Annotated in this window: 22 protein-coding genes; 8 read left to right on the top strand and 14 right to left on the bottom strand. The window is 45.0% G+C overall.

What is annotated here, in order from left to right:
- Positions 1 to 51 precede the first annotated feature (51 nt).
- From RJ60_RS09780 to RJ60_RS09755, 6 genes are all read right to left on the bottom strand, one after another.
- Positions 52 to 852 (bottom strand): MBL fold metallo-hydrolase, encoded by an 801-nt coding sequence (locus RJ60_RS09780; RefSeq protein ID WP_103134671.1) that lies wholly within the window; start codon positions 850 to 852, stop codon positions 52 to 54.
- A gap of 147 nt (positions 853 to 999) precedes the next feature.
- Positions 1,000 to 1,827 carry a metal ABC transporter permease gene (locus RJ60_RS09775; RefSeq protein ID WP_103134607.1) on the bottom strand — a complete coding sequence of 276 codons (828 nt, stop codon included), beginning with the start codon at positions 1,825 to 1,827 and terminating at the stop codon, positions 1,000 to 1,002.
- Positions 1,824 to 2,564 carry a metal ABC transporter ATP-binding protein gene (locus tag RJ60_RS09770; RefSeq protein ID WP_103134606.1) on the bottom strand — a complete coding sequence of 247 codons (741 nt, stop codon included), beginning with the start codon at positions 2,562 to 2,564 and terminating at the stop codon, positions 1,824 to 1,826. Before RJ60_RS09770 ends, RJ60_RS09775 begins: the two co-directional genes overlap by 4 nt.
- Positions 2,554 to 3,438 (bottom strand): metal ABC transporter substrate-binding protein, encoded by an 885-nt coding sequence (locus RJ60_RS09765; protein ID WP_103134605.1) that lies wholly within the window; start codon positions 3,436 to 3,438, stop codon positions 2,554 to 2,556. The genes RJ60_RS09770 and RJ60_RS09765 overlap by 11 nt, the downstream gene beginning before the upstream one ends.
- Entirely contained in the window at positions 3,435 to 3,830 is a 396-nt protein-coding gene (locus RJ60_RS09760; protein WP_258006275.1) for a Fur family transcriptional regulator, read from the bottom strand. Before RJ60_RS09760 ends, RJ60_RS09765 begins: the two co-directional genes overlap by 4 nt.
- Positions 3,831 to 3,948: 118 nt before the next feature.
- Positions 3,949 to 4,770, bottom strand: coding sequence for a thermonuclease family protein (locus RJ60_RS09755; protein WP_258006266.1), 822 nt, complete (start codon positions 4,768 to 4,770; stop codon positions 3,949 to 3,951).
- 150 nt (positions 4,771 to 4,920) lie between these two features.
- On the opposite strand from RJ60_RS09755, the gene RJ60_RS09750 reads away from it, so the two are divergent.
- From RJ60_RS09750 to RJ60_RS09735, 3 genes are all read left to right on the top strand, one after another.
- The gene (locus RJ60_RS09750) at positions 4,921 to 5,742 is read left to right on the top strand and encodes a diguanylate cyclase domain-containing protein (protein ID WP_103134603.1); all 822 of its coding nucleotides are present in this window, start codon (positions 4,921 to 4,923) and stop codon (positions 5,740 to 5,742) included.
- Positions 5,739 to 6,698: an alpha/beta fold hydrolase gene (locus RJ60_RS09745; protein WP_103134602.1), complete on the top strand. Its 960-nt coding sequence runs from the start codon at positions 5,739 to 5,741 to the stop codon at positions 6,696 to 6,698. Before RJ60_RS09750 ends, RJ60_RS09745 begins: the two co-directional genes overlap by 4 nt.
- Positions 6,699 to 7,285: 587 nt before the next feature.
- Entirely contained in the window at positions 7,286 to 10,342 is a 3,057-nt protein-coding gene (locus RJ60_RS09735; RefSeq protein ID WP_103134601.1) for a glycoside hydrolase family 38 C-terminal domain-containing protein, read from the top strand.
- 16 nt (positions 10,343 to 10,358) lie between these two features.
- On the opposite strand, the gene RJ60_RS09730 is transcribed toward RJ60_RS09735, so the two are convergent.
- From RJ60_RS09730 to RJ60_RS09705, 6 genes are all read right to left on the bottom strand, one after another.
- Positions 10,359 to 10,940 carry a flavodoxin family protein gene (locus tag RJ60_RS09730; RefSeq protein ID WP_103134600.1) on the bottom strand — a complete coding sequence of 194 codons (582 nt, stop codon included), beginning with the start codon at positions 10,938 to 10,940 and terminating at the stop codon, positions 10,359 to 10,361.
- Between the two features lie 74 nt (positions 10,941 to 11,014).
- Complete coding sequence (locus RJ60_RS09725; protein ID WP_099829744.1) at positions 11,015 to 11,248, bottom strand: thioredoxin family protein; 234 nt, start codon at positions 11,246 to 11,248, stop codon at positions 11,015 to 11,017.
- Positions 11,249 to 11,266: 18 nt separating this feature from the next.
- Entirely contained in the window at positions 11,267 to 12,382 is a 1,116-nt protein-coding gene (locus RJ60_RS09720) for a permease (RefSeq protein WP_103134599.1), read from the bottom strand.
- 16 nt (positions 12,383 to 12,398) lie between these two features.
- Entirely contained in the window at positions 12,399 to 12,932 is a 534-nt protein-coding gene (locus tag RJ60_RS09715) for a permease (protein WP_103134598.1), read from the bottom strand.
- Entirely contained in the window at positions 12,929 to 13,186 is a 258-nt protein-coding gene (locus RJ60_RS16215; RefSeq protein WP_258006265.1) for a hypothetical protein, read from the bottom strand. Before RJ60_RS16215 ends, RJ60_RS09715 begins: the two co-directional genes overlap by 4 nt.
- Before the next feature lie 229 nt (positions 13,187 to 13,415).
- Positions 13,416 to 13,703, bottom strand: coding sequence for a helix-turn-helix transcriptional regulator (locus tag RJ60_RS09705; protein ID WP_103134597.1), 288 nt, complete (start codon positions 13,701 to 13,703; stop codon positions 13,416 to 13,418).
- Positions 13,704 to 13,852: 149 nt separating this feature from the next.
- Between RJ60_RS09705 and arsB the strand changes: the two genes are divergently transcribed.
- The 5 genes from arsB to RJ60_RS09680 all read left to right on the top strand — a co-directional run bounded on the left by arsB (position 13,853) and on the right by RJ60_RS09680 (position 17,499).
- Positions 13,853 to 14,926: an ACR3 family arsenite efflux transporter gene (arsB, locus tag RJ60_RS09700; protein ID WP_103134596.1), complete on the top strand. Its 1,074-nt coding sequence runs from the start codon at positions 13,853 to 13,855 to the stop codon at positions 14,924 to 14,926.
- On the top strand, positions 14,910 to 15,233 hold the full coding sequence (locus tag RJ60_RS09695; protein ID WP_103134595.1) for a metalloregulator ArsR/SmtB family transcription factor: 324 nt from the start codon (positions 14,910 to 14,912) through the stop codon (positions 15,231 to 15,233). The genes arsB and RJ60_RS09695 overlap by 17 nt, the downstream gene beginning before the upstream one ends.
- Complete coding sequence (locus tag RJ60_RS09690) at positions 15,233 to 16,003, top strand: metallophosphoesterase (RefSeq protein ID WP_103134594.1); 771 nt, start codon at positions 15,233 to 15,235, stop codon at positions 16,001 to 16,003. The genes RJ60_RS09695 and RJ60_RS09690 overlap by 1 nt, the downstream gene beginning before the upstream one ends.
- 324 nt (positions 16,004 to 16,327) lie before the next feature.
- Positions 16,328 to 16,816, top strand: a complete 489-nt coding sequence (locus tag RJ60_RS09685; protein WP_103134593.1) for a nitrophenyl compound nitroreductase subunit ArsF family protein — start codon at positions 16,328 to 16,330, stop codon at positions 16,814 to 16,816.
- Positions 16,816 to 17,499, top strand: coding sequence for an aromatic aminobenezylarsenical efflux permease ArsG family transporter (locus RJ60_RS09680; RefSeq protein ID WP_103134592.1), 684 nt, complete (start codon positions 16,816 to 16,818; stop codon positions 17,497 to 17,499). The genes RJ60_RS09685 and RJ60_RS09680 overlap by 1 nt, the downstream gene beginning before the upstream one ends.
- 60 nt (positions 17,500 to 17,559) lie before the next feature.
- On the opposite strand, the gene RJ60_RS09675 is transcribed toward RJ60_RS09680, so the two are convergent.
- Both RJ60_RS09675 and RJ60_RS09670 read right to left on the bottom strand, forming a co-directional pair.
- Positions 17,560 to 17,910 carry a DUF3147 family protein gene (locus RJ60_RS09675; protein WP_103134591.1) on the bottom strand — a complete coding sequence of 117 codons (351 nt, stop codon included), beginning with the start codon at positions 17,908 to 17,910 and terminating at the stop codon, positions 17,560 to 17,562.
- Between the two features lie 112 nt (positions 17,911 to 18,022).
- Positions 18,023 to 19,201, bottom strand: coding sequence for an MFS transporter (locus RJ60_RS09670; RefSeq protein ID WP_103134590.1), 1,179 nt, complete (start codon positions 19,199 to 19,201; stop codon positions 18,023 to 18,025).
- Positions 19,202 to 19,522: the final 321 nt, after the last annotated feature.

The raw sequence follows: 19,522 nt of genomic DNA, 5'->3' as shown, positions 1-19,522 counted from the left end.
TCGACCTCCCAATTTGCTACTTCATGATTTGACGGTAATAGTCTTACATTGTTATATAAGAGACTCAAAGGTTTCTCCGGCTCGAAGCTCACAGACTTTGGCAGAAAACCTTCGCTCAATTGCCTTTATAACTTCATCTCCTGTACAGTGCCCAATGTGGAATTTCTCAATTTTAAATCCCTCTAAATAGTTGAAAATCCCATCAAGCTCCTCCTTTGTTTTGTGAAGCAAATGTAGGCCCCCAACCACAGCCTTCACCTCTCCATACTCAGAGGCTTGCTTGATTATGTTTCCAATACCCCTGTGAGAACAACCGGTTATTACCGTTACAATACCGCTCTCCACAAGAGCAAGAGAAAGCTCATCACCGAAGAAATCGCGAGTTTGCTTTCTGCCATCAACCTTGTTATGTTTCTCCTCAGACCTCTCATCTGTGGCAAAAGGCGCTGCGGTCATTACATAGAGATCCTTTTCAATCTCCTTCGAAGAGCATACATTTTCTACTGACGCCCCAAGCTCTTCGAATTCTGCTCTAGTAATTTTGGGACTTGACTCCACTTTACCGCTATACTTCGGCTCAAAACCACCTTCACCAATCAGTACTCTCTTTCCTCCAGACTCACGAAGTACGCTCTCTAAACCTCCAAGATGGTCGTAGTGACCGTGGCTGATGATAATCATTTCGACCTCAGACAAATCTATACCAAGTTTCGCTGCATTCTTAACAGCAACGTCTGTAGATCCGGTATCGAACAAGTACTTTTTTTTGCTTGATTCAATGTAAAAAGAGATACCGTGTTCAGACTCAAACCCTTTAAGAGCTTTGTCGTTGCACAAAACAGTTATCTTCATGTCATTTCTCCCTTCGCCGCCAAGCTCTCTACTCAATTCCCACTGTACGACAAGCCTCACCGACTATTCGGATCATATATCTATCCCTCTCAACTCCACCTGCAATCGACCAAGTTTGTACTATTGCGCATCTGATAGTCGTATCTTTCAAGATTCCTTTCCAATAAACCTCTTCAAAGAAGCTAACAACAAAAATTCCAAGAATAGTGCAACTACGATTACCGGTCCGGGAGGCATATCAAGCGCATAAGAAACGAATATGCCTATTATGCTAGCTACCACTGCCAGGCTCACAGAGAAAACGATCATACTTCTGAATGAGCGAGCGATAAGCTTCGCGGCCACTGCCGGAATGACCAGAAATGCCGTAACCAGTATAATTCCTGCAATCTTGACCGAGCTTACAACACTCAAGCTGATTCCTACTAGGACTGCATAGTGAATGGCCCCAACAGGTACACCGTAATGCTTCGCCATTCCCTCGTCATACGAGTAATATAGAAGCTCTCTGTAGAATATCGTGAAGAAGGCCATAGCGACAAGGTTAGCTGCGATAAGCAGCCAAACGTCTTCAGAAGTAACCATCAGGATGTTCCCGAAGAACAGGCCCATCACATCCGGTGTGTATCCTCTTACAAATGAAAGCGCGATTACTCCCAGAGACATCGAAAGAGGAAGGAGCATTCCGATTACGCTGCTTTCGGACAACTTGTTCCTCCTGGTAAAGTAGCTTACGGCAATTGCAAAGACAACGGCGGTAATTGCCGCCATAAGCAAATAATCCGTTCCGAGAAGTAGGCCGAAAGCAATTCCTCCAAATGTCGCATGAGCTGCACCATCTCCAATGAACTCTATCCTTCTTAGCACAACCACACTCGAGAACACTCCAGTTAGTGAACTTACGAGAATGGCGGCCACTAATGCGTTTCTCAGGAAACCATAGCTTATGATGTCCTTCACAAAATCCTGAATCATAAGTGGTGCTCCCTTTCGAAGTGATCTCTAGATCTTATGAAAAGGTCGAGGTCGCCAGAAAAAGCTGATTGCAGTTCTTCTGGTCGTATCTTGTCAGCAGATGTGTGGCAATGAAGGGTCTTGTTAATACACATCACGGTATCACAAGCTTCAAAAACCATTCCAATATCATGGCTCACCATAAGTATTCCCATGTTTTTATCGTTCTTTAGTGACTCAAGCAACCTGTAAAAGGAGGCTTTTCCCATTTCGTCCACACCGGCTTCAGGCTCGTCCAGTATCAACAACTCCGGTTCTGATGCCAATGCCCTCGCAAGCATCAGCCGTTGATACTCGCCGCCGGAGAGTGTACCGGCTCTCCTTTCCTTCAGATCATATATACCTACCCTTTCTAGAAGATCCTCAACTTTCTTCCAATCGCACTTTCTCAGGGGTTTCAGGATTCCGCGCTCTCCATAGAGACCCATCGCGGCCACTTCCTTAACTCTTATTGGGAAGTCTCGCTTTCTTTCGGGGTTCTGAGACAAGTATCCAATTTTCGCTGAAACAGACACCTTCCCCGAATAGTCGCTCAGATCACCAACGATCGCTTTAATCAGCGTTGTCTTTCCGGCACCGTTTGGACCAATTATTCCTACGAATTCTCTTCTGGACACTTCGAAAGACACGTCCCTCAGGATCCAGTGGCTGCCGATCTTGTAGCTCAAGCTCTCTACTCTTAGGATTCTACTCTCCATCAAAGACCCTCTTGATCTCTCCGAGATTCCACTGCAACAGCTCGATGATGCCGCTCATTGAAATTCCAAGACTGTCAAGCTCCCCGTGTCTTACAGATGTCTCGGCCGTCAGAATATCTATGGCTCTCTTAGAGTGCTGGTACTCCGCAAAGATACCAACAACTTTCTCGCCCCTCACAAAATCGACAAGTTTCTTTATCTCGCCTATTGTAGGCTCATCTCCTATCCCTTCTAGAACCGGTTCGAGTCTCAATCCATATCTTCTGAAGAAATAGGTAAAGCTGGGGTGTGCAACAATGACTACGCTCCCACGAAACTTCTCAAGGTATGAATTTGCCTCTTCATCGAACTCCTGCAGATCATCAATAAGCTGCGCAGCATTCGCTGAAAAGTACCCAGATTTCTCTGGTGCGATTTCTGAGAGCGCTTCAACTAGAAAGGGTATAACGTAATCAGTAAGAATCACTGGATCAAGCCAAATGTGAGGATTCACGTGATGGTCATGTTCGTGTTCTTCGTTCTGCTCTTCTTTCTCCATGATAAGCTCCTTGGGCAAGAGATTCCCAATGTACACAACAGTCTTGCCTCGGGAGGCGAGATCGTCCAGATATCTTTCCAGGAAAATCTCAAGATCTAGGCCGTTTGCGATTACCAGGTCCGCTCCATCCAGTCTTCTTATGTCAGAGATCTTTGGAGAGAAAATGTGGGGGTTCTGACCCGGCCCTATAAGAAGATCTACCTGAGCATTTTGACCCACGATTTCCTTTACGATCAAATAGTAGGGATTAATCGTTGCAACTATCCTGAGCGAAAAAACTGTACCCGAAAGTAATGTAATCAGCAGAAAAGGAATCAATATTACTCTTCTTGTCATAGTCTGCCCCCCTCAACATCGGAGACGATCTTTCTCCTGCAATCCCCGCAGATTCCAATGAAGTAAAACACATGGTTAGTAATCGTAAAATCTCGGTTTTCCGCAACTCTCTTTGCAAAAGAATCGGCAAAGCACTCATAGAAAGGCTTAGTTTTGTGGCATTTCTTGCAGTGCAAAAAATGAACTGGTTCCCTCTGACTGCTGAAATAGAATCTAGTCTCGCACTCGAATGATATCGAGCGGATAAGACCCTCGTCCTCAAGAAAGGAAAGACCTCTGTAAACGCTTGAGAGATTAGGTTTTTCATCAAGCATTTCATGAATTGAATCAGCGGTCAACGGCAATTCAGATTTATCTATGATCTCCAGAACTTCTCTTCTGAGTGATGTCATTCTCTTCAAAGGGCACCTCCTATAGGCAAACAATTCGCGCAAATCATTTGCACTACATTTTCGCACATTTCTCACTTCCTGTCAATTCTTGGTTTGCGGCATTTTCTTGTGAAGAGCTTCAGAAAGCCCCCAATGCTAAAAGAGGAAGAGTCTTTGCAAGCTGAGCTACTCCTATGATCTCTATTCCCGGGTCTCTGATCAGCATCAAAGCCTTACCAGAAGTATCCTGCCAGACTTCTCCATAGACTCTGATCCTCTTTCTATAGAGCACCTGCAGATCTGCCTGATCAAGCGCGAAAAGCGATGCCTCCTCTGACCTGATTCGAACCACAATGTCATCGCCCACTAAGGTGAGACCGTTTACCGACGTTACTTCGAATTCCACCCAGATCACTCTTCCCAAAAAACCCCCTGCCTGGTAAGAATAGAGATTTCCTCTCACAATTGAAGCATCAAATACAAGAGACTGATCATAGAAAGTGAAGATCCCCCTTCTACTCCTGAAAGCTTCTCTGTAAGCATTCCTTATCTCAGATGAATAATGGGACGTGTCCTCATAGGTAAGAGGTCTGGCCAAACCTTGCCTAACTATATCAGAATTTATCAAGGTACCTTCCGAGTCAAAAAGATACGCAAGGTGTCTGCCGTATGTATCCTCTCCATGAAGCTCAAGGGTAACTTTTCCACTCTCGCGTGTTATCATTTCCAGATAATCTTTCGCTTCATCGGCAAACTGGCCCGCAGGTTTGCTGCCTGATCTAGTTTCCGGCGCATCTATTCCTATAAGCCTTACAGTGCCGTTTAGCGCCTTCACCGTAATGGAATCGCCATCAATTACCGAGGTAACCGTAGTGACAAGTCTTGAGCGGTCGCATGCCTGCAGGAGAAGGAGTGCAATCAACAACAGGGAAGCCATGGCTAACGCAGCTCTTCTCTTCAATATCCGCTCCTCCTTTCCAATATTAAGACATCAGTACCATTATACCGACAAGTGCGGAGATCTCTCGCCTGCATCTGTTTCATGATTAAGCTTTCTGAACAGTTACCTTATTCCTACTAACAGAGGTTACAATATGACTGAGGTTACGATATGTTCGTGCAGTACAAAGGTGGTGTGATAATGAGACAGGATAGTCTCTCTGAGAATATTCCGGATCTTCTTCTCGAAGCTCTAACGGGAATTGAAGATGGAATAGCGATTATCGATGAACATTCAAATCCGGTATTTGCTAACAGCGCTGCGTCTATCATGATAGAAGACATCAAAGAAGAGATCTCGAAGAAGATAAGAGAAGTTAAGCACTCAAGCGAAGACTCATTGGAGTTTCATCACATTAGACGTGCTGGAAGGTGGTTAAGGTATTATGTAAAGAGACTGTCGGTGTCGGAGAGAGTCTTCTTTCTCTTCGTGGTTGAAGATATCTCCGACCTGAAGCTGGCCGAACAAACTATCTCCCAACTGGCTCACTTCGACGGCGAAACCGGTCTTCCAAATTACGTGCTTTTCAGAGATAGAGTTAACATGGCGATATTCAGGAGCAGAAGAAATAACTCCTCCTCTATGGTTGCTGCCTTCGAGTTTGTGAGCAAAGGAGGGGTATCGGGTATCGAAGAATCAACGATAATCGATATGACACACTCGCTGGTGAGAGGGATTAGAAAGAATGACACGCTCTGCAGATTCTCAAGAAGAGAGTTTCTACTTCTAGCTGAAGATCTGAAGGATTACAGAAATGCCAGCACAATACTTCGAAAGGCCCTCAACGCATTCAAAATCTGGCAAGAAAACTGTGGCGAGTTCTCTATGGAACTAAGAGCGGGATTTGTATTGCTCCCGAGAGATGGTGTTGATGCCGAGCAGCTTGTCAATAAGGCCTTCGCTTCAATTCAGAGTTCAGAGGCAAGAAAATGAAGACCCTGCTCATCATGACCTCGCTGATCTCAATACTGCTGATCGCGCCTTTTTTAATACCGGTGAGCGATCTTGAAGATACTGTGGTCCCAAGGCTTCTAGCCGATGAAGACAGTACGTTCGTCACGATCAATAATGCAGACATCCACTACAAAGCAAAAGGAGAAGGCAAACCCCTTTTAATGCTGCTACATGGATTCGGAGCAAGCACTTTCTCATGGAGAGAAGTGATCGGTCCTCTCTCTGAAGAGTTCTCTGTTATTGCTTTCGACAGACCTGGATTTGGCCTGACCTCAAGACCACTTGGCGAGGATATCAGTTCTTTCAACCCATACTCTTTGGAAGGACAGGTTGAGTTAACAGTATCGCTTATGGAATATTTGGGATTCGAAGAGGCAGTGCTCGTTGGTCACTCGGCCGGAGGGCTTACAGCTCTTGAAGTCGCGGCTCAACACCCAGAAAAAGTGCTTGGCCTTGTCCTGGTTGACGCGGCGATCTACACAGAAGACACAGACAGTTTCTTGTTCAAGATACTTACGAGCACTCCTCAGGGAAGGCATTTGGGGCCGCTTATCTCGAGAACTCTCTTGAGAAACTCAGACAGTATCCTGGAAATGGCGTGGTATGATCCGGAAAGACTGACTGATGAAATACGTGAAGGCTACAGAAAGCAGCTTAAGGCATCAAACTGGGACAGGGCTCTCTGGGAACTTACACTCGCAAGAAAACCTTATGACTCCTCAAAGGTACAGAGCGTAAGAATCCCATCTCTAGTCATTACTGGCGACTCTGACAGAATTGTCCCTGTGCAGGACTCAATTAGACTGGCCGAAGAGTTGCATTCTGCCGAGCTCTTCATCCTTCCCGAAACCGGCCATCTCCCACAAGAGGAAAGTCCAACTCTTCTTCTGGAGATTGTCATTCCCTTTGTCAGATCGCTGATTGAAAAAGACTAGATTATCGGGAACCAGATAGATTCTGGAGCAAGTAGATGCAGAAAGAACGAGATCCATGTGACGATCATCAGAGCTCTGTGCAATGGTCTCCACTTACTCTTCATAGCAGGAAAGTACTTGCCCAGAAGGTAGACTACGGACTGGGCCAAGACGCTTAAGAAGACCAGGCTTCCGCTGTAGAGAATGAAGCCGCCGGTTGCCAGGTATCCGTGTAATAAAACGGAAAACAGAAGCACAGAGCCAGTCCAAGGGTGAACAATAGCAAGAAAACGAACCTGCTTCGCGAAGGCCGCCCTCGGAGGGTTTTCAAGTTTTGAAGAGCGTTTTAGGGTTGACCGCCAAAGAATAAACAGAGATGTATTAAAGAGCAGTAAAATAAAGTTGAACCGTCCGAGAAACCTCAAGTATCAAGCAACGAAGACACTTCCTCCATCAATCAACACTACAAGATATCAGCGTGACATAGAAACCGGCACTATATGACACTCACTGTTTTTCGGTAATCATACTCTTGCCATGTTTCTCACTTACAGTTCATTATGGTCTAATGAGTGTAGCTCCGAAAATGTGTTAGGGAGAGGTGCACTATGTACTATTCTAAGGAAAGCGCTAGAGGTAAGTTTCTTCGGTCCATCGGTGAAATGTACCCATACACAATCAAAAAAAGGAAGAGAATCGACTCCTGGTCCTTCAATTCAAGAAGAGTCTCCCCGGAGTTCAAGTGGTCTCCCGATAGCTTTCCAGTATATTTTTCAAGGGAGATCGAACTCCCGCCAATTGATGCTGATGAGCAGCTCATTCTCAGAAACTGGTTTGGTGGAGAATCACTAGTGAGAATCAATGGAATTACCTATGGAGAGATCAATACACATCACAGAGAGCTTGATCTTTCCGTTTTTGCCGGCAAAGTGGTTTTTTATGAAGCGGATGTTGTTCCCAAGGGGCTCTTTGGAAGCAGTATCAAAGAACCTGTGTTCTCAGAGTCCGATCTACTTATTGTTGATTCAGATATCAAGCGAATTATAGGTAAGCTTAGAAATCTGATAGAGCTTTTCACCTATACTGATGATGAAGTTCTCGCGAGTAGTCTCTACAGAATTCTGTCGGATAACTTAGCCGGAATAAGAATCCCGAGAGATTCATCCGGCTACTGGAAGGCAGTTCTAGATGATCCGGAGATCTCTGGCGAGGTATCGGCGGTATGGCTGCCTGAGGAATTCACTAGATCTGAAGGTCAACGACTTAGTGAAGAAGATCACAACACATTCACTGAAGCAGAGAGAAATGTTGAAAAAGAACTTGCAAATCTCAAGAGACGCTTCCCTAGTCGGCTTACAATGACGCTTTCTGGTCATGCACACATTGACTACGCGTGGTTATGGCCGCTAGAGGAGACTAGAAGAAAGATACTCAGGACTTTTTCCAATTCTGTGAGGCTTGCAAACAAGTATCCCGAGTACATGTTCTCACAGTCTTCCGCTGCTATGTACAGAGATGTAATGGAACGAGACCCCGGTCTATTCAAGGAAATACAGCTCCTTGTGAAAGAAGGTCGCTGGGAGTTGCTGGGTGGAATGTGGGTAGAGAGTGACACCAACCTGCTGAACGGCGAATCTTTGGTAAGGCAGTTTCTCTACGGTCAAAGATTCTTCATGGAGCATTTTGGAAGAAAGTGCAGCACTGTATGGCTTCCAGATGTCTTCGGATTCTCCTGGATTCTGCCTCAGATTATCCGGAAGGCAGGTATGGACTCTTTTTTCACAACGAAAATAACCTGGAACGAGAAGAATACCCTCCCCCATGATCTATTTGTGTGGAGAGGAATAGACGGTTCTGAGGTGATTTGCCACAGCTTCAAGAATCCATCCAATGGATACAACGGTCTTCTAGAACCAAAAGACATCCTGACAACTGCCAAGAACTTCAGAGACCAAGATTTGTTCCCAGAAACCGTCTTTTCATTTGGCTATGGTGATGGAGGCGGGGGACCTACAGATGAGATGATCGAAAGCTACAGGTTTCTCAAGGATCTGCCTGGAATGCCCGAACTGGTGATGAGAAGCTTTGAGAGTTACTTTAAGCGGGCAGAAGAGGTCTCTCGCTCGTTTCACGTACATGACGGCGAATTGTATCTTGAGCTTCACCGTGGCACTTACACCTCTCAGGGAAGAATCAAAATGGCTCACAAAGAGTGTGAAGATTTGCTAAGACTTGCGGAGATGCTTGGCGCAATCTCAGGCTATAAGCCCGGGGAGATCGAATTACTATGGAGGATCCTCCTTCAGAATGAGTTTCATGATATTCTGCCTGGTTCATCAATAAAGGAGGTATATGAGGACGCATTGAACGAACTGGGTGAAGTCCATTCAGCCACATCGTCAATGCTTCAGGCCTCTTTTGATCGATTGACGGACGAAGACAATATGAAACTGACAGTCTTCAATCCGAGTTCTTTCTGCAGGAAACTTGAATTCACTGCACAGGGTTCGAAAGAGCCGTTTTGCCCTACGGGTGAATTCTCTTGCCAGTTGTTGGATAACGGTGATACTCTGTTCTTATCAGAGCTGGAAATTCCTCCCACCGGCTTCGTAACAATAGAGTTCTCTAATAAAGAGATCGTGAACCCGCACACAGAATATCACGACTCAAAGTTGATGGAAAACGAATATCTCACTGTTGAAGTAGATGCAGAAGGAATAAGTGTTTATGACAAAGAACACTTAAGAGACGTATTCGATGGAAAAGCCTCAATAGCGATTTTCAAAGACATTCCCTCTTACTGGGACGCATGGGACATCGAAAGAGATTATCGAAACACCTCAGAGAGCCTGAAGCCTTCGGTGATTAAGAAAACTGAATTTGGCCCAATAAGAGAGACAATCAGATGCGTCTTTCAGGCGGGGAAGACAAGGATAATCCAAGACATTTCTCTTTACAGAAACTCAAGACGTGTCGAGGTAAAGAACACAGTTGACTGGCATATGAGAAGAACAATGCTCAGAGCCTTGTTCCCCTTGAAAGTCCTCACAAGACAGGCAAGATATGACCTTTCATGCGGGTTCATTACACGACCCACAACAGAAAACGATGTAATAGAACAGGCGGCTTTTGAGGTCCCCGGTCATAGATGGGTAGATCTATCAGAATACGATTACGGTATATCGATATTGAACGACGGGAAGTATGGTTACGGAGTAAGAGGATGCAATGTGTCCCTTAACTTGCTTAGATCTCCAGTATTTCCCGACTTCACAGCAGACGAAGGGCGTCACGAATTCACATACGCTGTTTTTCCTCATGAAAGTTGCGATCTGCTCAAGACAGTTCAAGAGGCAGAATTACTTAATACAAGACTACTTACGAGCAAGGGGTCTTTCAGGGCGAATTCACCGATCTTCGAAGTGAAGGCGTCGACTTTAAGGATTATGGCCTTCAAGATCGCCGAGAATGGGAAGGGTAGAATACTCAGGGTATGTGAGCTGTTAGGATCAAGAGGCACAGCTGTTATAAGGAGCACTCTGGATTTTGAAAGGGCCTATCTCACAAATCTTCTTGAGGAAAGGATAGTAGAGCTGGATGTTTCTCATAGCACCTTCTCTCTGAACTACGAACCTTTCGGGATCTATACGATCCTGCTGGAATAGTGGTTTTCCGTGAATACTAAGAGTTCCCCGCAGTTCTTTTCAGAAGCCAGGCCATATTCTGACCAAGAGTTCTCATAGTTCTTATACCCTCTCCGTCGCCTTCAAAATCGCCCTTCTTCCAGGCAATTGAGAGATTCCAATATGAAGATCCAGGTACTATCATCTGAGAGATAAGGAAGAGGTGATTAATTGAATCAAAAGCATGTACCGAGCCTCCTCTTCGAACGGCTATGACAGCGGCTCCCACTTTCCGCTTAAGCATTGCATCATTAGCCAGAGCAACCATTCCCACTCTGTCGATTAGAGCCTTCACTTCAGGAGACACATCGGCAAAGTAAGTCGGAGAACCTATGATGATACCGTCGGCTTCAAGCATCTTCTCGATGCAACCATTGACGTAATCGCCGTCTATTATGCATCTCCTATCCTTCGTCTTGAAGCAGACATTGCAGGCAGTGCAACCTCTTACGGAATTCCCACCTATCTGAACCGCTTCGGTATCGATTCCTTCTTCGCGCAGTACACCTAGGACTTCTTCAATCATCTTTGACGTATTCCCGTCCCGGCGAGGACTTCCGTTGAAAGCCACAACCTTCATATCAAACCTCCCAAACCCATGAAAAATGGAGGGATTCAACCCTCCACAAATCTAACATCTGAGAGCCCTCTTATTCAACCCTTAATTAGTCTCTTGGCTTCATCAATAGAGGGGATCTTGCCTGACAAAACGATTTTTCCGTCAATTGCTACGGCCGGTGTCGAAACAATTCCCTTCTCCATTATTGCCATCATGTCCGTTACCTTATCAACTTCTGCATCTGAACCTAGCTCTTCGACAGCCTTTTTCATGATCTTCTCAGTCTGTTTGCATCTCGGACAGCCTGAACCAAAGATTTCGATCTTCACTATACGACCTCCTTAATCCTAAAATAGATTTCCATATATGAATCCCCAAAACGTAGAGAAGACAACTACTAATCCAAAGTAAGTGAAAGCTCTCTTCTTTCCAAGAAGGCGGGTGATAACAATCATGCTGGGCAAACTAAGTGAGTTGCCGGCCATGAAAAGCGCCAGTGCAGGACCCTTACCCATTCCTAGAGACATGAGCGACTGGACGATAGGCACTTCAGTCAGAGTCGCAAAATACATGAATGCTCCAAAGACAGATGCGAAGAGAGTTGATCTGAGCCTGTTACCTCCAAGAAGCGATTCTACAAAACTTTGCGGAAGCGCGCTGGATATTATTCCAGCGGCAAAGACTCCAAAGAAAAGATATGGCAGGATCTTCTTTGCAAAGTCCCATGTCTCACTTAACCATTGATTTCTCAGCTCTCCCTTGAACCGGACCGCCATCACAAATACCGCAGCGGCGGAAACTACAAGTATTGAAGCCTTGACAACAGGATCAATTGCCAGACCGCCAACGATAAGGAAAGTCATCTGTAGCGCCAGAAATCCAATGGCCTCCGGCCAGGAAATCTGATCATCCGATTCCTGAGTCGCAAAACCTCCTGATCCCTTCTCTCTGAAGATGCTCTGCATAGTTAATCCAATGACAATCGCTGAAGTCGAAGCCCCAATGATTCTCACAAGTGCTATCTCCCAGCCGATAGCACTTCCAGTTAGAAAGATCGCAGCAACGTTTATCGCCGGACCGCTGAAGAGAAAGGCAACTGCCGGTCCTAGACCGGCGCCCCGTTTGTAGATACCACCGAAAAGAGGAAGAATCGTACACGAGCAAACTGCCAGAATTCCTCCAGAAACAGAGGCTACAGGGTAAGAAATAATTTTTCGGGCATCGGGACCGAGCAGTTTGAGTATTGCATCCTTTCGAATGAACACTGTGATTGTACCTGCTATGAAGAAGGCCGGCACCAGGCAGAGAAGAACATGCTCCCTTGCATACGACCCGAGCATTGTGAATCCGCTAATTATTGCATCTTGCACATATTGGCTTCCAAAAGGAAGAAAATAGAAAACAAGAAAGACCGTTGCTAACAATCCGAACTTCGTTACTTCCTTCTTCAGATCTTTTTCCATCACAAAATGCCCCCTATTATTCACTCAGGCTGGTAGCCTGTGCATATATCGTCTTGAGATCTTTCTTACCTGTAAGTCCTTCAAGGACAACTGCCATGAGTAGAATTCCCGGGATATTTATCGCCAATCTTAACAGGGCAAAACCTATACCCAGTGATCCCATCTCGAACATAAACATCGGAATCTTAGTTGTTGACCACGCTCCGATGAAGATCAGCACATTTGAAAACTTCACTCCCTTTTTCAGGAAGACAGCGACGATTGGAAACGCTCCGTACAAAGTCCCTGCCGCAGCTGCTCCCAGAATGAAGGAAAGAACTATCCCCTTAATGCCAGATTCTTCTCCCAAATGTCTGATAATCCTTTCTCTCGGAATCCATACATCGAGAAGGCCCAATAGGATAAGTATCGGAGGAATAACAGACAACATCTCCAGAAAACTCGAGCCAGTAATGCTCAAAGCGCTGCGCCCGAGCTGATTGTCGGCGGCAAATACAACAGAAACGACCGCTGCCATTACTAGTGGAAAGACATACCTTTTCGCCTTCATCCCAGGATCATTCCCATAAGACCGGCTACTATGAAGGAGAATCCAAAAGCCATCACATTTCTCATGATAGTCAGCCTAGTTCTGAGGTACTTCTTCTCTACAGGGAAAGTGACAACTCCAACCATCATGAGAGTGGAGATGAAAAGAGCTATCTGAGTTATCCCGGCACCATTATCTACCAAGATGGCCACCGTAGGAAAAGCGACAAAACCGGGAATCAGCGTTATCGATTCCACTGCTGAAGCTATCATCAACCCCCAAACTCCCGAACTTTCTCCCAGCAGCTGCGAGATAGTCTCGCGGGTTTAGCAGAGCGATCAGCAACCCGACAAAGAGCATAATTGCAATGAGCTCAGGCAAGATACGTTCAAAAGATCTCCACGCTTTCTTGAGAGCCAACTGGGTCTTATTCCTGTTCCTGACTAAAGAGGCCAACAGAAGCAATCCGGTGACGGTATAGATGACGACGCTGTACATGGGTCGCTACTCCGTTTCTTCCGAAGACTCATCAGTAATAGAGTGAGCAAGCTTAATAATCTCCAGGACCCTACTGTCTGCTATGCTGAGCTCCTTTCTCGTACCATTCCTTTTCTCCACAATAAGCTTCGCATCGACTAGGGTTTTGACATGTCTCGAGAGAGTTGTTTTGTCTATAGGGAACAAGTCGTCGAACTCGCAGACGCACAGAGTACCTTCTGAAAGACGCTCCAGTATTTTCAAACGCCACCTGCAACCTAGTGCCTTGAAAAGCATTACTGTCTTCTTGTTCATCGAGACACCTCCTGTCAAGATACACTCATAGAATAACTTATGTTGCATTGTTGTGCAACAATGAAACTTAACGTTCCGAAAAAGCTCGGAAAACAATCGGCGAGTATCATATTCATATATTCGAATGTGAGAATATTGGAGGCAGTATATTGGAACAGAGACTTGACCTTTTCAGCAAGTACCTTACAGTGTGGGTGGGGGTAGCTATGTTTCTAGGGGCCATACTGGGTAACATTCTTCCCGGTCTATCAAATTCCCTTGGGAACTGGCAAATCGCGAGTGTCTCGATTCCGGTAGCAGTGGTCCTACTTTTCATGATGTACCCGATCATGCTAAAGATTGAGTTCAAAGAGATAATAAACGTGAAGAAGAACTCAAGGCCTCTTCTTGTAACATTGGTAGTCAACTGGGCGATTAAGCCATTTACTATGGCCTTTATCTCATGGCTTTTCATTAAGATTTTTTTCAATCCAGTAATTCCTGATGGACTTGCTAATGAATATATTGCGGGGATGGTGTTGCTGGGATTGGCTCCATGCACAGCGATGGTTTTAGTTTGGACATATCTTGCAAAGGGTAACATAAACTATGCGCTTATACAGGTTGCAATTAATGATCTGGTTATTCTCTTTCTTTTCGCACCAATGGGTAAACTTCTGATAGGAGTATCGACAGGCTTCCCGGTACCCTTCTCCACAATTTTCTGGTCGGTCTTTTTTTATGTCGCCATTCCCCTTTTCCTGGCGCTTCTGACTCGAAGAATGGTGATAAAGAAGAAAAGTGAGAGATACCTGAACGAGAATGTCATCAAAAGATTCGATCCATTCACGAAGATTGGACTGTTGTTGACCCTTATTCTGGTATTCATGTTCCAGGGCAAGACGATTATGGACAATCCACTTCACATAATTCTAATAGCAGTCCCTCTCTTGATTCAGACCTATCTCATCTTTTTCATAGGATACTTTGCGGTAAAAAAATTAAAGATAGACTATGCCGAGGCCGCGCCATCGACGTTTATCGGCGCGTCGAACTTCTTCGAGCTTTCGATAGCCGTTGCACTTATACTCTTTGGAATGAATTCCGGTGCAGCGCTGGCAACAGTAGTCGGTGTGCTCGTTGAAGTACCGGTAATGCTTTCACTGGTTGCAATAATGAAGAATCGGAAGGACGCATTTACTTTCTCAAGGAGCAGGGGGAGACTAAATGAAGACTCTCGCTAGGAATCTTGCCGACGTTATGAAGAGTCTTGCAGATGAGACAAATCTGAGACTTCTCGGTCTTATCAGGCTTCATGATGAACTATGTGTCTGTGAATTCGAGGATATGCTTGAACTACCGCAGCCGACAGTTTCAAGGCACCTAAAAACATTGGCCGATTCCGGGTTGATCCTGGTTAGGAAAGACGGCAGATGGAGATATTACAGCATGGCCGATTGCCCTGGATTTGTTGATGAGGTCATAGACATGGCCATAGAAGAGTTTAAAATCCAAAAACAAGAGAGACACAGAAAGTGTGGTGAGAAATAATGAGATTGGCATTCTTTTCAGATATACACGGAAATCTTGAGGCTCTAGAAGCGGTACTGAAAGATATTGAAAGCCAGAACATCGACAGAAGCTATTGTCTTGGAGATCTAGTAGGTTACGGTCCTCAGCCGGACGAGGTTGTTCAAAGAATTCGTGAGTTGAAAATCCCTACAATACTGGGAAATTATGATGATGCAATAGGCAGCGAAAAGGAAAGCTGCGGCTGTGAATATAGTCCCGGCAGAGAAACTGAAGTCGGTGATGAGTCCATAAATTGGACCATAACGAACACTTCAGCTGCAGCTAAGGAGTTTCTTCGTGCGCTGCCTCATACCCTAGAATTCGTAGAAGAGGGTGTGAAATTTCTTCTTGTTCATGGAAGTCCTATAGACCATCTACTAGAGTACATAAGACCAGACACTTCAAGCGAAAGGATACATGAAGTGCTTGAGAGGGTCATAGCCGATGTCGTTGTAAACGGTCACACTCATCTCCCTATGGCGCGCTGGGCGATGGGAAAACTCGTCTTCAACGATGGCAGCGTTGGCAGGCCTAAGGACGGGAATCCTGAGGCATGCTATTTGATTGTTGATGTTATCCAGCAGAGTATTTCATATGAATTTCGAAGAGTTCAGTATGATGTCAAATCTGTGGCTGAGAAAATGATTGAGGTTGGGCTGCCTCCAGAACTTGCTTTGGTCCTTGCGCTCGGCAAAGGATATAATATGGGGCAGTCGAAATCAAAGAACACGATTGACTTCAAAATATGAAGCTCTCTGGTTTGATCTTCTGCAATTTTCATTAGAGAGACCTTCGTCATTCAGAATTTATACTTGTGTCTTGGCTTTCAGAGCGTCACAAACACGTTGTGGCAAGGGCTTGGGGGTGGGTAAGGCAAGAACCTTAAGGCCACAATTCTTAATCAAGTTCAGATGATACGAAATTTGTTCGTCAGAAAGCCTTACAATTTCATCCCGAATTCATTTTGGGATCTGGTTCTTTTGCTCGGTTAGCAAATTTCAGGTCGGGGCGAGCAAGAAAACTGGCGAAAGAAATACGAAATTGATAATTGCTTTTTTCATGGGGGTGGAAACGTGAAACTGAAGAGAACCATTAGAATATCTCTGCTACTATTTGTCTCAATCAGCATTGCCTATTTTGCTTATGACGAAATTGATCTCTTGCATAAATCTTCGAAGACTCGGGAATCTGTACTTAAGGAAATAGATGATCCTTCACTTCCAAAAGATTATGTTGTTCTTTACTACTTCCATGGTACTATCCGCTGTAAGGCGTGCTTAGAGATGGAAACGAATGCGAAGAGAGTAATAGAGAGTTACTTTCCATCGCAATATGAAGCGGGGATTTTGCGGTGGAAAGTAGCAAACATAGACCTTCCAGAAAACTACCATTATCTCGAAGATTACATTATCATGTATAACACACTGGTGATACAGGAATTTATAGACGACAAACCAGGCGAATGGAAAGAACTCTGGCATGCCTGGGAGCTCTCAGAGAAGAAAGCCCAGTACATCGAATACATAAGAAATGAAATAGCTTCTTTTCTGGAGGTGAACTGATGGATAACTTAGCGTTTTCAATGATTTCCGCTCTTTGGTTTGGTATTCTAACCTCGATAAGCCCATGCCCCCTAACTACAAACATCGCAGCAGTTTCTTTTATCAGCCAGAATATCGGTAGCCCGAAAAGGGCGGTGGTCGCAGGACTTCTTTATACACTGGGAAGAATACTAACATATGTCGCAATCGGAGCCATACTTGTTTCAAGCTTGACGGCTGCTCCCGGTCTGTCTAGATTCCTCCAGAAATACATGGGGAAGCTAATTGGTCCGATAATGATAGTTGTAGGCATGTTCCTTCTTGAGTTGCTGAGTTTCAGAAACAGCGGAAGAAATCTGGATACCAAATCTCAAGAGAAGATCAAGAGCAAAGGTCTGCTTGGTGCCCTGATCCTAGGCTCTCTGTTCGCCCTCACCTTTTGCCCTGTATCGGCTGCACTATTCTTTGGAAGCGTAATTCCCCTCGCCATCAATGAACAGTCCAGACTACTAATCCCTGCAATCTATGGTATCGGCACAGGCTTACCTGTTGTGGTAGTCGCAGTTGGAATTGCCATAAGCACCAAAATGGTTGCGAAGATGTTCAGCCGAATCACCAGATTCGAGTACTGGGCGCGGACAGTTACAGGAGCCGTTTTCATAGTCCTGGGAATCTACCTGAGCATTACAAGGATTTTCTTGTGAGACGCTCAGCATCAAAACGCTTCTCAAAGAGCTGTCAAACAATTCGTTAAGTCAAAACCGCTATAATCTCACTCCAAACCTCGAAAGGATAAGCAAAAAGAAGGCATAGCCCGCCATCATGATTCCACTGGACAATGCAAGCGCTACGTAGAAATTGATGCCTCTTCTAAGAAACAACGGCATAGCAACAAAGAAAATCAAAGAAGGAAGAACAAATAAGAGAATACCGGTGGAAAGTTCTGCAACTTTACTTGGATTTTTTGTATCGTTGTAGAGCCAGAATAGCGCCAGCATTGAAGTAAGGGGTAAAGATGCTATAAGTCCTCCAATGTATCCGGACTTCCTGCTAACTTCAGAAACAAGAGCGATTATTATCGATGACACAAGGATTTTGACGATGTATCTCAACAAACTTGTTCACCTCCGCTTCGATCCTTCTTCTTGCCCACGTTGCCAATTCCTTGAATAATCTCCTATTACTTTACTCCTGAGATTCTAATGCATTATCATACACCGGTTTGACTCAGCTCGTTATCAATCGATCCTTCGTAAAAACAATCACGATTAGTCCTCCAGTTGCAATGAGTGAAGCCATCATGATGAACATGACGAAATAAGAGTATTCTGCAACCGTTCCGGCCAGTAAAGGCCCCACCATGAAACCAATCGCTCTCGCCGACCTAAGCAGTCCAAGAAACTCGGCCCTTCGCTCGGGTGGTGAGCTCAAAGATATCATAGTACCAGCACCGTTAATGAAAGCACCAAAGGCAATTCCAAGCGAAAAGTAACCGAGTGCTATCAAGGCCCAGCTCTGCGCCATCGCAAAGAAAAGCATCGTAAATATTGTAAGGCCGATACCGATCAATGTGCTTTTCCTGGGTCCTATTCTGTATATTACTCTACCGAAGAAGATATGGGAGAATATTTGCATGAAAGGATTTACCGATGTGATTATCGCCGTTGCCGAAGCTGACAGACCTATCCTTTCCGTCATGAATATCGCAATGATAGAAGTCGCTCCTGCAGTACCTAACTGCCTTAAGAATGTTCCGACATAGACCGCCCACAATCCATTCTCCCAGAGCGGCGAAGAATCCTGCTTAAGAGGGAACAGTCTGTTCAGAAAACCCTTTCTGCGGGCCACGGTGTGCTCTTGATCCCTCAAGAAAAGAGCTGGAATCACTGCTAAAAAAGCTATTGTCGCGTACCAGTTGATCGTCTGGGTTACAGTAAAAAATACTAGAAGCAAAGAAAGCAGTAGCCTGCCTGATAACATCCCCATTGAATTGGCGGTGTTCAGTATTGATAGCTCCCTTGAAGTATTTCTGACAGAGTCTCTGGAATGCTCAGTGCTGAGCGCCATTGCTATGGGCTCAAATCCAGCTGTGAAGAATGCTATCAAAGCAGAGAACAATATGAAAACTAACGGTATCTCGATAACGGAATAGGCGAAGTAGAGAAGAGCAGAAGTCAGAACAAGCACTATCATTAACGGTTTTCGCCTCTTCAGGCTGTCCGATATCGCTCCCCACGCGGGCGAGCCAAGAATCTCAACCGCTCCCCTAACTGTTGTTAGAAGTCCGACCATAAGAAGAGAAGCTCCCAGCTCCCTCAACTTCAACTGAAGTAGTAAGCCGAAGCCGAACATCACGAAGAACACAATGAGGGATGTTAGCAAAAGTGGAAGACGTTTGTTGAACAAGGGAAACTCTCCTTATAGTTTGATTGGCTTACCAATTATAACACTTGAATGACCACTCAATATCCAGTCTTATGGTTCAGAAAGCTTATTACGGTTGGTCTTGGAAATCTTCTCTCGAAACGATCAAAGTTGGGATCTCTTCTCATTGCTTTAGGCTCTTCTCCAGAAGAATTGAGAATTCACTCATCCCGACAGCCTTAGACCAATTGTGATAATCGCTGTCAAAGACACATTCAAAAAACGTTTCATCAACGCCTTTTCCTGACAGATCCTTCGTAGCAAATGAAAGCAGTTTCTTCCCAACACCCTTTCCTCGAAAAT

It is taken from the genome of Mesotoga sp. B105.6.4, assembly GCF_002896535.1.
Lineage (GTDB): Bacteria > Thermotogota > Thermotogae > Petrotogales > Kosmotogaceae > Mesotoga.
The sequence above is the reverse complement of the archived record's forward strand: the minus strand, read 5'-3'. Positions and strand labels throughout refer to the sequence as shown.